Consider the following 14676-nt stretch of genomic DNA (forward strand, 5'->3'; position numbering starts at 1 on the left):
ATTTATTCGTTACTTAATTTATTCTCGATGGCGTCCATCAATAGCCCGGCCACATTAAGGCCGGCACCGGCATCAATTTCCCGAATGCAGGTAGGACTGGTTACGTTAATTTCTGTGAGGTAATCACCGATTACATCCAGGCCGACGAAGATTAACCCTTTTTTCAGCAGCGTGTCGCGTACCTGGTCGCAAATCCAGCGATCTCGATCGGTTAGCGGTTGTACCACGCCTGAGCCTCCGGCCGCCAGGTTGCCGCGCACTTCGCCCACTGCCGGAATGCGGGCCAAGCCGTGGGAAACCGGTTCGCCATCAATCACCAGAATGCGCTTATCGCCTTTGCTGATTTCAGGAATGAACTGTTGCGCCATGGCGGGCGTGCTGCCGTGTTCCGTCAGGGTTTCGATGATAACGCTGAGGTTGCCATCGTTGGCGCCGGTGCGGAATATCGATGCCCCGCCCATGCCGTCAAGCGGCTTCAATATAATGTCGCCATGCTCCTCAGCAAAGGCCCGCAGGCGGCGCTTGTCTGCGCTCACCAGGGTCGGCGCGCAACACTGTGGAAAGTGGGTGGCAAACACCTTCTCGTTACAGTCTCGCAGGCTTTGAGGGTGGTTTACCACCAGTACCCCGGCGGCCTCTGCACGGTCCAGAATGTACGTGGTATAGATGAAGTTCATGTCGAAAGGCGGATCCTTGCGCATCAGGATAACATCCAGATTGCTCAGAGGGGCCTGGGTTTCCTCGCCAAACTCATACCATTTAAGTGGGTCGCGTTTGGGGTGCAGGCGGGTCATGCGCGCCTTTGCCACGCCGCTGTCTATATAGAGATCCGGCTGCAGCATATAAAAAATTTGCCAATTGCGTGAATCTGCCTCCCACAACATGGCAAGGGTGCTATCCTTTTTGTAAGTGACAGATTCGATGGGGTCCATCACTACCCCGATTTTGATTGTCATGATGCGCTCTGATTTCGGAAATGTGTCACGAATTGACTCAAAAGTTGTATATAGGTTACACCGGATCTGCAGTTCGGGTTATAAATATCGTTCTTTTATTAAAGTTAAAAAAACGCTTAATCCACAGTGGTTTATAGATTGAACATAAAAACTGTGATAAATATCATGCTGCGTTGTATATCCGGCAGAAATTCTCATCGTCTGAGTTTGCGAACTGCCTATATCGATATTATAACTATAATAAGATTGCTGACTTATCGCTGTTAATAACAAAGGCAATGTAGATGGAAGATAATTTTGAGAATCTGAAAGTGATGGTCATTGACGATAGTAAAACCATTCGTCGAACCGCCGAGACACTTCTTAAGAAAGCAGGCTGTACTGTGATCACCGCTACTGACGGGTTTGATGCGCTGTCAAAAATCGCCGATACCCAACCCAATATTATCTTCGTGGACATCATGATGCCCCGCTTGGATGGGTATCAGACCTGCGCCTTGATCAAAAACAACAGCGCTTTCAAAAGCACCCCGGTGATCATGCTGTCCAGTAAAGATGGCCTGTTTGATAAAGCTAAGGGGCGAATTGTAGGGTCAGATCAATATCTGACCAAACCGTTCAGCAAAGAAGAGCTACTGGGGGCGATTCGCGAGCACGTTGCGGCAGCCTGATTGCCTGTGTTCAGTGGCCTGTTGCAGGCTCGAATGTTCCATATTTATAAGACTTCGGAGGAATTATGCCTCGCGTTCTGATTGTTGATGATTCACCAACGGAAACATACAAGTTCAAAGAAACCCTGGAAAAGCACGGTTTTGAGATCATCACCGCTGATAATGGGGCTGATGGTGTGGCTGTTGCCCGCCAGGAGCAGCCTGATCTGGTGCTGATGGATGTGGTCATGCCGGGTTTGAATGGCTTCCAGGCAACACGCCAGTTGAGCAAAGGCGATGATACCAAGCATATCCCCGTCATCATCGTCACTACCAAAGATCAGGAAACCGACAAGGTATGGGGCCGTCGCCAGGGTGCTACGGATTACCTGACCAAGCCGGTGGATGAAGCGGTGTTGCTTGACACCATTAACAGAGCCATGAGCGGAAATTAAACGCAATTATGTCTGAGGTTTCCCCAGCCTATCTCAAACTGATTGAGATATCCGAGCGCAGTCGCGAACATTCGCGAGGCTTGCCTGAGCAAGAGCAGGCCAAAGCAATCTGGAGCGGTGTTGGTTTTACGCTCAACGATCGGCGCTATGTAGCGCCCATGGATGAAGTGTCTGAAATACTGACGGTTCCCCGTTATACGCAGGTGCCCGGTGTTCAAAGCTGGGTGAAAGGCATCGCCAACGTGCGTGGTCGCCTGATGCCGGTAATGGATCTGATGGCCTTTCTGGATAACCCCTCCCAATTGCAATTGAAGCGTCGGCGTCTGCTGGCGCTGGAGCGTGGCGAGCTGTATAGCGGCCTGGTGGTGGATGAAGTGCTGGGTATGCAGCACATTGCACAGGATCTTTACACCCAGACTGTGCCCGGCGAATACGCCGATACCATGCCCTATTTGAAGGGTGGATTTGAAACCGATAAAGGCTTTTTTGCCTGGTTTAGCTTATACGAGTTGGCGCGTGATCCGCGCTTTCTCAACGTGGCTTCCTGAGTATTGGAAGCAACAGTATTCATGCAGCCTGTCATGTCGGGTTGCTGGATTGGGGCAGGGACTGCAAAAGGTTTTATTCCCCGCCTTTTGAGCAGTGATGTTCAAAACTTAAACGATAAGGCATCTTTCAAAATTTGTTCTTTACTTAAACGAAGGACAGGTGTTGAAAGGCGCCTTTCTTGTGAAAACTCACCAATAACAAGTGTTCATAAAACATGTGTTGTGCACTAAACGGCCAGGAGTCCGCCTATGTCGTCTAGCACTGGAAAGCTGGAATCCAGCAAGTCCACGAACCTGATACCGGTTTATATTATCGGTCTGGTTATTACCATTGGTCTGATGCTGCTGAACTTTTACTTTGTGGCAAACCACAGTGAACAGTCAGCGAAGTACGTAACCAAAGCGACAGAGCTGAGGGTTCTCTCTCAAAGGATCGCGAAAAACGCCCTTGAAGCGGCTGCTGGTAACGGGGATGCGTTCTCGTTCCTGGATCAGGCCCGGGTGGATTTCGGCCTGGAGTGGGATGCCATCAAAAACGGCTCGCCGGATGAAGGCATGGCTGCCAACTCGGTTTTCATCACCACTGCATCCCAGGAAATGACGGATGTGGAACGGGTGTGGAAGCAGGTGTCCGACAGCTCCGACGTGATACTGGAAGGTCGCCAGACGGTGATCAACCTTCACGACGTGGCCCGTGCCCTGAATGAAAACATTCCTGTCCTGCAGGAAGAGTACGACCTGGTTGTGCAGACCCTGGTGGACAGCAAAGCGCCCGCCGATCAAGTGGCGGTCGCCCAGCGTCAATCGCTGCTGGCGGAACGTATCGTGCGATCCGTTAACAAGGTGCTGGAAGGTGGTGAGGATGCTGTTATGGCAGCCGACAGCTTCGGCCAGGATACCGAGCGCTTCGGTCGGGTACTGCAGGGCATGCTGGAAGGGGACAAATCCCTTGGCATCACCCGGGTGCGCGATAAAGCAGCGGTGGAATCCCTCAACGAAATATCGGATCTGTTTGCCGGTGTAAACGAGAGCGTGGATGAGATTCTGGAGAGTTCTCCTGAGCTGTTCCAGGTCAGGGCTTCTGCCAACGGTATCTTTAAAGATTCTCAAACCCTGCTCACCGAAACCGGTGCACTGGCGCGATCGTTCGAAAATACGCCGGTGGCAGGTTTCTGGTCCACCCTGTTTGGTATAATCTTTGCCGCCTTGGCACTGCTGTTCCTGTTGTTGATATTCTTTAGCGTAATGGCGCAATCACGTGCCCAGCTGGCCGAAGAAGCGCAACGCCGTGAAGAAAAAGAAATGCAGAACCAGCATAACCAGGAAGCGATCCTGCGACTGCTGGATGAACTGGGCGATCTGGCTGATGGTGACTTAACCATCCAGACCACAGTAACCGAGGATTTCACGGGCGCGATCGCCGACTCCATCAACTTTACCATCGACCAACTTCGTTCTCTGGTATCCACCATTAACGAGACGGCGGTACAGGTATCGGCTGCGGCCCAGGAAACCCAGGCCACAGCGATGCATCTGGCGGAAGCATCCGAGCACCAGGCCCAGGAAATTGCAGGGGCATCAGCCGCGATCAACGAGATGGCGGTGTCCATCGACCAGGTATCTGCCAACGCTGCTGAATCCGCGGCGGTTGCGGAGCGATCGGTATCGATCGCCAACAAAGGTGCGGAAGTGGTACAGAATACGATTCACGGGATGGATACCATTCGTGAACAGATTCAGGAAACTTCCAAGCGTATCAAGCGACTGGGTGAATCATCCCAGGAGATCGGGGATATCGTATCGCTGATCAACGACATCGCCGACCAAACCAACATCCTCGCATTGAACGCTGCGATCCAGGCCTCTATGGCGGGTGAAGCGGGTCGAGGCTTCGCGGTGGTAGCGGATGAAGTACAGCGCCTTGCGGAGCGTGCATCTGCTGCAACCAAGCAGATCGAAGCTCTGGTAAAAACCATCCAAACCGATACCAACGAAGCGGTAATCTCCATGGAACAAACCACTTCTGAGGTGGTGCGTGGAGCCCGACTGGCACAGGATGCGGGTGTGGCGCTGGAAGAGATCGAGAACGTATCCAGTAACCTGGCGGACTTGATCCAGAACATCTCCAACGCGGCGCGTCAGCAGGCAGCATCTGCGGGTCACATTTCCAATACGATGAACGTTATCCAGGAAATCACCTCGCAAACGTCAGCGGGTACCACCGCGACGGCAACGTCTATCGGTAACTTGGCGGAACTGGCGGTACAGATGCGTAACTCTGTAGCCGGTTTCAAACTGCCAGATACCGGAATGTAATGCACCTGGGCCCGGCGGATGTGAGAGCAGAAGCCGGGCCCAAAGGTGACGTGGCCGGGAGTGATGTCAGTGCCAGCAGAACGATGGAGTCTTCAGAAAGCCGAGTTGAACGAGGAGCAGTTTATGCGTTGGCGTACTCTGCTGGAAGATCGAACCGGCATGCAGCTGTCCATCGAGCGCAAATCCTTCCTGGAAACCAGCCTGAATATTCGCATGCGCGAAATCGGTTGCACCAGCTACGACACCTATTACGAAAAACTGATGTCTGGTTTGGCCGGCGAGGTGGAGTGGGCCACTTTGGTGGATCGCCTCACCGTGCAGGAAACCAGTTTTTTCCGTCATCCCAGTTCCTATGAATTGGTGCGTAACTACTGCACCAAGCTGTATAAAGAGCAGGGGCGTAAACACATTGAGTTGTGGAGCGTAGGGTGTGCCACGGGAGAGGAACCGTACTCTCTGGCCATGCTGATGGATGATTTGGTGAGCCAGCAGTCGGATCGCCGATATTACGGCATCACCGCTACCGATATCAGTTTGCCCGCGTTGAGTAAGGCGCGGGAAGGTGTGTACAACATTCGCAAGCTGGAGCGCGTCGATCAACGCTATAGCCAGCTGTATTTTGAAAGTCATGAGCGTGGCCGTTGTCGTGTGGTGCCGCGTTTGAAAGATCGAGTCTGTTTTGCCCAGATCAACGTGCTGGATCTGCGGCAGGCACCGGTTCAAAACGTGGACGTGGTGTTCTGTCAGAATTTGCTGATCTATTTTCAGGGCTGGCGCAAAAAAGACATCGTTACTCATTTGGCTGAACGGTTGGCACCCGGTGGCATCATGGTGCTCGGGGTGGGTGAAGTGCTCGATTGGCAGCGTCCGGATATGGAACGTTTCCAATACAAAGACACCCTCGCCTTTATCAAACGCAACCATTCATAGCTCAGCCAATATAACCAGAGCCAGGAGCAGACATGGCCGATCAACACGATTTTCAAGCGCTGGATTGGGTCAAGGGCGAAATTGAAGAGACCTTGAAGCAGGCGCAACAATCGTTGGAAGCGTTCGTGGACAATCCGGAAGATTCCACGCGCATGCGTTTTTGTCTCACTCATTTGCATCAGGTGGCTGGCACCCTGCAGATGGTGGAATTCTTTGGCGCTGCTCTGTTGGCCGAAGAGATGGAAAACCTGGCCATCGCGCTCATAAATGAAAAAGTACAGCGGGTGGATGATGCGCAGGAAGTGCTGATGAAAGCCATCCTGCAGCTGCCAGTGTATCTTGATCGGGTTAAGGATGGTCAGCGTGATATGCCGGTGGTGGTATTGCCCCTGCTGAACGATCTGCGTGCTGCCCGTGGCGAACATCTGCTGTCAGAAACGGCCCTGTTCAAACCGGATCTGGAAGCCGGTAGTGAAGCCGCACCGAAAGAAACCGTATCCCAGGAAGCGTTGGCGCAATTGCCCCAACTGCTGAAAAAAATTCGTCAGCTCTATCAGTTTGCCCTGGTGGGCTTGATCCGCAATCAAGATATGCCCACTAACCTGGGTTACATGGCCAAATCCCTCGCCAAGTTGGAGCAACTCTACAGCAACGCGCCGATGGGTCAGTTGTGGTGGGTGTCTGCAGCACTGGTGGAAGGGGTGTCCCGTTCCTATATCGAGCTGGGTACGTCGGTTAAAATGCTGTTTGGTCAATTGGATCGACAGCTTAAGCACAGCATCGATACCGGTGCTGATCGTAATGAAGCGGTGCCCACAGAATTACTGAAGAACCTGCTGTTTTACGTCGGCCGCGCTGAAGGCGAAACCTCCCGTATTCAAGCGGTAAAAGCCGCGTTCAAATTGGATCGTGCATTACCGTCTGAAGATTTGCTGGATAATGAGCGGCAGCGGTTGACCGGGCCCGACAAAGCTACCATCAGTTCGGTCGTGGCGGCGTTGTTGGAAGAGTTGTCTGGTGTTAAAGAAACACTGGATCTGTTTATGCGGGGCCAGGTGAGCGACAGCAAAGAGCTGCGTGCTGTGATCCCGGTTTTAAAGCAAATATCCGATACCCTGGCGGTGCTAGGAGTAGGCAATCCGCGCCGTGTCATTGTGGAGCAGATCGATACCATCGGGCACATGGTGGACAGTCAGGAGCTTCCTGATGACAACATGCTGATGGACGTGGCGGGTGCTCTACTGTATGTGGAGGCCACCTTACAAGGTATGGCCAGCGATCCTTCTTCTGCCGTATCTGGGGCCGACGAGGGTGATGATTCGCAGTTTGTATCGCCGGAACAAATCAGCAAAGCCCGCTCTGCGGTTATTGAAGAGTCCCGCTCCGGGCTGGAAAACGCCAAGGATGCCATCTCCGATTACATTGGTTCCAACTTCGATATAGATTCACTGCAGGCGGTGCCGGATATTCTGCACAGCGTGCGGGGCGGCTTGATGATGGTGCCGCTGACGCACCCGGCAGCCTTGCTGCAAAGCTGTATCAGTTTTATCAGTGAGCAGTTGATCGAGGCCCGCGTTCAGCCAGACTGGAAACAGTTGGACACCTTGGCGGATGCCATTACCAGCGTTGAATATTATCTCGAACGTCTGGGGGATCGTTTCCCCGGTGACGAAGACATTCTCTCCATTGCCGAAGAAGCCGTTGCAGCTTTGGGTTATCCTGCCGAGCGCATTGATCCCAGCGACATGGCACCGACGCTCATGGACACTGAATCCCTGGGTGAAGAAGCCGAGCTGCAAAGCCTTGATGAACAAGACGGCGATGACGACATCATTCAGATCGAGTTCACCGAAGAGGACTTGTTGGCTGCAGGTGAGCCTGTGGCAGCGGCTGAGCCGGAGCCTGAAGACGATGATGATTTGATTGATGAAGAAGTCATCGAAATCTTCATTGAAGAAGCCGGGGAAGTGCTCGAAGCCATTCATGATCATCTGCCACGCTGGAAATCCGATTACGATAACGAAGAAGCGTTGAAAGAATTGCGTCGTGCTTATCACACCCTCAAGGGCAGTGGTCGCATGGTGGGGGCGTTGATTGTTGGTGAGCTGGCCTGGTCGGTGGAGAACATGCTCAACCGGGTATTGGACAAGACCATTCCCACTAATGAAGACGTCACCGGAATTGTAGAGCGGGTTACCGAGGTTGTGCCTGCTCTGGTGAAGGCATTCGAAGATCGAGTCAAGCCAGACATCAATGTGGATGCGTTGGCGGCAGTAGCCGATGCGTTAGCAAAAGGCGAGGTGCCTCCCGCAATACCCGAAGATCTTAGCCTGGCGGCGTCTGTTGCTGAGTCTGTGGTTGAAGAATTGCCAGAAGCGATGGAAGCGGTTGCTGACGATGATGGCAGCGCTGAGATTGATCCGGTGCTGGTTGATATATTCAGTCAGGAAGCCTCTTCGCACCTTGAAACCCTCAAAGCCTTTTTGGCGCAAGAGGATACGCGTTCACTTAATGACGATATGTTGCGTGCCTTGCACACCCTGAAAGGCAGCGCGCACATGGCCGGTATTGGGCCAATTGCCGAGCTGGCTTCACCTACGGAGCGTTTTTTCAAAGAATGTCATCTGCAAGGTGTGGCGGCATCGAATGACATCACCTTATTGCTGGGCGATTTCGTGCAGCTGATCGAGCAGGGGTTGGTGGATCTGATGTCCCATCCATCTGCGCCGATCCTGGGCAGCGAGGAATTCCTGCAACGCTTAAACGAGCTGCGGGAAGAAAAGCTCAAGCATGCTGAGGAAGCTGCCGCTGCCGACTCTGGCCGCCCTGATCCGCAACTGGTGAGCCTGTTCCTGGCCGAAGGTATGGATCTGATCATGGACGCAGGGGATGTGCTGCGTCATTGGGAACAGAATCCTGTGCCCGGCGATGCGCTGGATAAACTGCGGCAAGAATTGCGTATCATGGCGCGCAGTGCCAGTGCCGCCCAACTCAACGAAGTGGTTGAATTGGGCATGACTCTGGAAGAGCTGTACGAAGCCGCGGCCAACGGTATGATCACCCCGGACGAACGCTTTTTCCGCAGGGCCCATAAGGCCCACGAGGCGCTCGTCAACATGATGGATTTCATTGCCGCAGGGCAACCCGTGGTAGCGGATAACGATATCATCGCCGAACTTCAGGCATTGATGGATCAGGCTCCCGAGGTCAGCGAGCAGCTCGAAGCGGCTGAACAAAATCAAATAGAGGCCGGGCTGGTTGAGCAAGAAGCAGAGCCGGAGCTTGAGTCAGAACCTGAATTTGAGCTGGATATAAACCTTGCCGAAGATCTGACGGATGATCTTGCAAATGAGCAGGATGAACAAGAAAGCCAGAACGAAACCGCCGAGTTTGAAATAAATTCAGAACAGTCATCCGATCAGCCGTCGGCCGAGCAGGATGACACGGGTGTGCTGGAGTTTGAACTGGACGACACCTCTGACACTGAGCAGCCCGCGCTGGAGGCCACTGCGTTCGAAGCAGAAGAATTTATCCTCGACAACGCAGAAGACTCTGATACCGAGTTCAGCATGGAGGAAATTGATCACCTTGAAGAAGAGCCGGAAGCGTTGGCTCCTCAGGAAGACATGGTGGGCGATTTCGATCCGGAACTGGTGGAAATCTTTCTGGAGGAAGCATCCGAAATTCTCGACAGCACAGCCGAGCAATTACAGAGCTGGATGGAACAGCAGGATAACCTGGATATAGTGGCTGGCCTGCAGCGTAATCTGCACACCCTCAAAGGGGGTGCACGCATGTCGGACATGAAGGAAATGGGTGATCTGGCCCATAACCTGGAAAACCTCTACGAAGGCTTGTGCATGGGCAACTTTACTGCCACGCCAGCCCTGTTCGAGCTGTTGCATCAGTGCCATGATCGTTTGTCTGAAATGTTTGAAACCATTCAGAGTGGTCAGCAGGCAAATGGTGCTGAAGACCTGATCGGCCGTATTGACGACTTTACCCATGGGCGCCTGGAACCGGTTGCCGCACCTCAGTCCGAGCCCGAACCAGTGCCTACTCTTACCGTGGCGGACAACCCCTTCGAGCAACAGGCCGAAGAAGACACCGAAGCATTGTCTGCCCTGGGTGGGGCCGGTGAAAGTGTGGATACTGAAATCCTGGAGATCTTCCTGGAGGAAGCCGAAGAACTCACCGAGGGCATCGATAACACCATCAATACCTGGCTGTCGGAGCGTGATAACCAGGAGCATCTGGATGAAATGAAACGCCTGCTGCACACCCTGAAAGGGGGTGCTCGCTTGGCAGGCTTGGTTCACATCGGCAACCTGAGCCACAACTTCGAGACGTTCTTGATTCAGAGCGAAACCGATAACGTCGCCATGGACGATGCTTATTTTGCCAAAGTGCAAACTGAGCACGACAAACTGTTTGAGCAAATGAATCATCTGCGTCAGCAGGGCAGTGAGCTGATCTCATCGGCCGCTGAGGATGCTGAGTTCGCCTTCACCATGGATGAAGATGAGCCTGCCCTGGGCACCACAGCGAGTGAACCAGCAGCGCAGGCAGCAGAAGATAATGTAGTACCGATCACGCCTCAGCCGGAAAGCTTTATTGCCCCGAAACCAGAAGAGATGCTGCCCGCATCAGCATTGCGTGCGGAAGACAAAAAGCGTGCTTCTGGTGAGAGCGTCAAGGTGTCCTCGGAATTGATGGAGAGCCTGGTTAACCTGGCCGGTGAAACCTCAATATTCCGTGGTCGAATCGAGCAGGAAATTACCGATTTCAACTTCGTTATTGACGATATCGGCATGACCATTGACCGTGCCCGTGAACTGTTACGACGGCTGGATATCGAAACCGAGGCGCAGATTTCCTATCGCTATCAGCAGGCCCAAACCGAAGGGGAAGAGTATGAAGACTTCGACCCCTTGGAGATGGATCGCTACTCCACGTTAAACCAGATCTCCCGTTCACTGGGGGAAACCGTGTCCGATTTGATGGATCTGCGGGACTCTCTCACCGATCGCGCCCGGGATGCAGAAACCCTGCTGATTCAGCAGGGTCGAATCAACTCAGAACTGCAAGAAAGTTTAATGCGTACGCGCATGGTTCCGTTCTCGCGTATGGTGCCTCGTCTGCGCCGAATTGTGCGCCAGATCGCCGGTGAAGTGGGTAAGAAAGCGGAACTGGAAATCATCGGTGCGGACGGCGAAATGGATCGTACTGTACTGGAGCGCATGGTGCCGCCACTGGAGCACATGCTGCGAAATGCGGTGGATCACGGCCTTGAGACCCCGGAACAGCGCTTGGCTGCAGGCAAAAAAGATACTGGCCGTATCACCATTCATCTGGCTCGCGAGGGCGGTGAGGTGGTGCTGCGTTTAACGGATGATGGTAAAGGTATTAACCTGGACGGCGTGAAGAAGCGTGCGATAGAGCGCGGTTTGATGAAGGCCAATGCGCCACTCACCGATAAAGAAGTCATGCAGTTTATCTTCAAGCCCGGCTTCAGTACCGCAGAAAAAGTTACCCAGATCTCCGGTCGTGGTGTGGGCATGGACGTGGTTCACAGCGAAATCAAGCAATTGGGTGGTAATGTTAAATTGCATTCGGCACCCGGTGCCGGTTCGCAGTTTACGATTCGACTGCCCTTTACCGTGTCGGTTAACCGCGCCTTGATGGTGCGGGTGGGAGAGGATCTGTACGCCATCCCGTTGACCAACATCGAAGGTATCGTGCGGGTCAGCCCCTATGAGCTGGAAGCCTACTACCAGCCCGATGCACCCAAGTTTGAGTATGCCTCCCAGAACTACGCCATGCGTTACCTGGGCCGCTATGTGCACAACAACCCCATACCCAACCTGACCAGTCACACCAAGCCCATCCCGGTGTTGCTGGTGCGAGGAGGTGATCACGCGGTGGCGCTGCAAGTGGATGCGTTGCTCGGTTCCCGCGAGGTGGTGGTGAAATCCGTTGGGCCGCAGCTGGCCGCAGTCAGCGGTATTTCCGGTGCCACCATTCGTGGGGATGGTAGTGTGGTTATCATCCTTGATTTGAGTGCGGTGATCCGCGCCGAACAGGCTCAACTGAGTATGGAAGCCTCGCTGGAACAGGATGCCCTGGTATCTCAGGTGCGCGAAGAGGTCAATGAAACACCGCTGGTGATGGTGGTGGATGATTCGGTTACTGTGCGTAAGGTAACCAGCCGCTTGCTGGAGCGTAACGGCTTTGAGGTGGTCACCGCCAAAGACGGTGTGGACGCCATAACCCAGTTGCAGGACATCAAACCCGATGTCATGTTGCTGGATATTGAGATGCCCCGTATGGACGGGTTCGAGGTGGCTACCCTGGTGCGTCACGACGAACGTCTCAAGGATACGCCCATCATTATGATCACGTCCCGAACCGGTGAAAAACACCGTGATCGGGCCATGAGCATCGGCGTTAACCGCTACATGGGTAAACCTTATCAGGAAACGGTGCTGCTGCAGACCATCGATGAATTGATCAAACAGGAAGCCTAGTGTGCCCCAAAAGCCCGGCTCCCTGCGGGGAGCAAATCCCCGCGTGGGGGTGATTGCAGATTCAACACTGCAACGACACGTGGTTTGCAAAACCATAGAGTCGGTGGGCTACGGCGTGGCGGTGACTCTATCGCCAGACAAAGTCAGTGATGACATTATTTGTGGTGACAAGGCCGATGTCTGGTTGGTGGACATAGAAGATGAGGATAAGTGGTCGGATTTTATCGTGCATTTGTTTGAATCTTCCACTGCCCCTATTTTGCTGGGCGAAGGCAATGCTCCTAGTGTTAGCACCCTGCAATTCCAGCGCTGGGAAAGAAAGATTTACGCCAAGCTGAAAGACATCGTGGGCAAGCCCATGCCGGTGGATGAAACCATCACCAGTCTGGTGAGCGTCGAACATGAACCGGCGCAGGCATGCGAAGAGCATGCGGTTGAAGACGGTGAACCGGCATCCAATGTCTGGGTATTGGGGGCCTCCCTGGGTGGCCCTGCTGCGGTGAAAGAGTTTCTGGATGCATTGCCACCGGCACTGCCCATCGCCTTTGTTATTGCCCAGCATATTGATCCCGGCTTTCAGGATACCTTGAGCAAGGTGTGGGGTCGCAACTCCCATTTTAAATTCAAGCCTCCTGTTGCAGGCCGTTGCCTCAGTCACGGGGAGATCATGATTGCTCCTATTGAGCAGGTAATGACGCTGAATCAGTTTGCCCGGGTGGAACTGTACGAAGAGCAGTGGGAAGGGCCCTACGCCCCATCCATCGATCAGGTTATGTCGCTGATGGCGGATCGCTACGGAGTGCAAACTGGCGCTATACTGTTCAGCGGCATGGGAAACGATGGTGCCATCTCTGCCGCCAAGCTGAGACAAATGGGCATCGAAGTATGGGCGCAGACAGCCGATACCTGTGCCAACAGCTCGCAGCCGGATTCGGCTCGGGCCACCGGTTGTGTGACTTTTAGCGGCTCCCCCAAGGAGCTGGCCAGGAAACTGGTTGAATACACCTCGGAGTTCTACTCCGAATCACTACTTAATTAAACGGATAACGCCATGGCTGAACTACCTGAACAAATTGCCAGCTTATTGATTCCCATGATCGGACGCCCCCTGTTGCTGCCCAACGTGGCGGTGGCGGAAATCGTGGGCTGGGATCAACCGGAGAAGCAGGAAGGCAGCCCCGACTGGCTGTTAGGCAAGATCGAATGGCGGGGCGTTGAGTTGCCGGTGGTGTCACTTGAGCTGATGAACGATCTGGAAATCGAAGATGCCTCTTTGGGCCAGCGCTTGGCGGTGATTAATGGTGTTGGTGAGTGCAAATTGCCGTTCTACGCGATTTCTGTGCAGGGTATTCCCCGGCTGGTGCGGGTATACCCAGAAGAAATGGGCAGCGAGGAACCCTCGCAAGATCGTGCCTATGACACCTTGGTTATGGTCAGTGGCGAGCGTGCCGTAATACCTGATCTGGTCAATGTCGAACGTGAATTGAATCAGGTGGTATAAGCGGGCTTTTGGGCTACAGCAGAAAATCCCCCCAACTGAGCTGAATCAGGCTCAGCAGAACCACCGGTGCGGTTTCGGTGCGCCACACCCGCGGCCCCAGCGTAATGCAGTCAAAACCCAGATCCTTGGTCTGTTCCACCTCCTCGTCGGCAAAGCCACCTTCCGGCCCCACCGCAAAGCACAGGCTAGAAGGAGCCTCCGCGTTAAATGGGTTGCCGGGCAGATCTTCGGTGTGCAGAATCCACTTTTTATCCGCTTCCACCGCCTCTGCCCATTGCAGCAGTGGCTGAGGGGGGTTGATGGTAGGAATAATATTCATGCCGCACTGTTCACAGGCACTGATCAGTAGATGCCGCCACTGATCCAGCTTTTTCTCCAGCCGCGCACCTTTCAGTTTCACTTCACAGCGCTGGCTGAATAGGGGGGTGATCTCACTCACTCCAAGCTCCACTGCTTTTTGCAGGGCGTAATCCATGTGATCACCCTTGCCCATCACCTGGCCCAGATGGATCTGAACCGGGGAGGCCCGATCCGCTTCGTTGAAGAATGTGAGTTCCACCGCCACAGATTTATTACCCACCGCCGCGATCTGTCCGTGGTATTCGCCGCCGGTACCGTTAAACAGGATAACCGGGTCGCCTTCCACCATGCGCAGTACTTTGCTAAGGTGACGGCTGCCGTTCTCATCCAATTGAACGGTGTTTCCTTCCAGCAAAGGCTGGTTCTGAAAAATTCGAGGCGTGCGCATAAGTCTGTTTGAATCGCCAATCTGAGTGGGTGTATCCCCATTTTA

Annotated in this window: 10 protein-coding genes; 8 read left to right on the plus strand and 2 right to left on the minus strand. The window is 53.7% G+C overall.

The window, feature by feature from the left end; genetic code table 11:
• Positions 1–2: 2 nt before the first annotated feature.
• On the minus strand, positions 3–956 hold the full coding sequence (gshB, locus tag Kalk_RS12975; protein ID WP_101894654.1) for a glutathione synthase: 954 nt from the start codon (positions 954–956) through the stop codon (positions 3–5).
• A 284-nt stretch (positions 957–1240) separates the two neighbouring features.
• On the opposite strand from gshB, the gene pilG reads away from it, so the two are divergent.
• The 8 genes from pilG (at position 1241) to Kalk_RS13015 (ending at position 13883) form a co-directional block, all read left to right on the plus strand.
• Entirely contained in the window at positions 1241–1627 is a 387-nt protein-coding gene (gene pilG, locus Kalk_RS12980; protein ID WP_101894655.1) for a twitching motility response regulator PilG, read from the plus strand.
• Positions 1628–1692: 65 nt separating this feature from the next.
• Positions 1693–2061: a twitching motility response regulator PilH gene (pilH, locus tag Kalk_RS12985; RefSeq protein WP_101894656.1), complete on the plus strand. Its 369-nt coding sequence runs from the start codon at positions 1693–1695 to the stop codon at positions 2059–2061.
• Between the two features lie 8 nt (positions 2062–2069).
• A complete protein-coding gene (locus tag Kalk_RS12990) occupies positions 2070–2609 on the plus strand; it encodes a chemotaxis protein CheW (protein WP_101894657.1) in 540 nt (179 codons plus the stop codon).
• 249 nt (positions 2610–2858) lie between these two features.
• Positions 2859–4925, plus strand: a complete 2067-nt coding sequence (locus tag Kalk_RS12995; RefSeq protein ID WP_101894658.1) for a methyl-accepting chemotaxis protein — start codon at positions 2859–2861, stop codon at positions 4923–4925.
• A gap of 69 nt (positions 4926–4994) precedes the next feature.
• On the plus strand, positions 4995–5855 hold the full coding sequence (locus Kalk_RS13000; RefSeq protein ID WP_324772019.1) for a CheR family methyltransferase: 861 nt from the start codon (positions 4995–4997) through the stop codon (positions 5853–5855).
• A 32-nt stretch (positions 5856–5887) separates the two neighbouring features.
• Positions 5888–12382 carry an Hpt domain-containing protein gene (locus Kalk_RS13005; RefSeq protein WP_101894660.1) on the plus strand — a complete coding sequence of 2165 codons (6495 nt, stop codon included), beginning with the start codon at positions 5888–5890 and terminating at the stop codon, positions 12380–12382.
• A gap of 1 nt (position 12383) precedes the next feature.
• Positions 12384–13421: a chemotaxis protein CheB gene (locus tag Kalk_RS13010; RefSeq protein ID WP_233716636.1), complete on the plus strand. Its 1038-nt coding sequence runs from the start codon at positions 12384–12386 to the stop codon at positions 13419–13421.
• Positions 13422–13433: 12 nt separating this feature from the next.
• On the plus strand, positions 13434–13883 hold the full coding sequence (locus Kalk_RS13015) for a chemotaxis protein CheW (RefSeq protein ID WP_101894661.1): 450 nt from the start codon (positions 13434–13436) through the stop codon (positions 13881–13883).
• Between the two features lie 13 nt (positions 13884–13896).
• Here the strand turns inward: Kalk_RS13015 and Kalk_RS13020 are convergent, their stop codons facing one another.
• Positions 13897–14631, minus strand: coding sequence for a 16S rRNA (uracil(1498)-N(3))-methyltransferase (locus Kalk_RS13020; RefSeq protein WP_101894662.1), 735 nt, complete (start codon positions 14629–14631; stop codon positions 13897–13899).
• Between the last annotated feature and the right edge of the window lie 45 nt (positions 14632–14676).

The sequence above is a fragment of the Ketobacter alkanivorans genome, assembly GCF_002863865.1.
GTDB lineage: Bacteria > Pseudomonadota > Gammaproteobacteria > Pseudomonadales > Ketobacteraceae > Ketobacter > Ketobacter alkanivorans.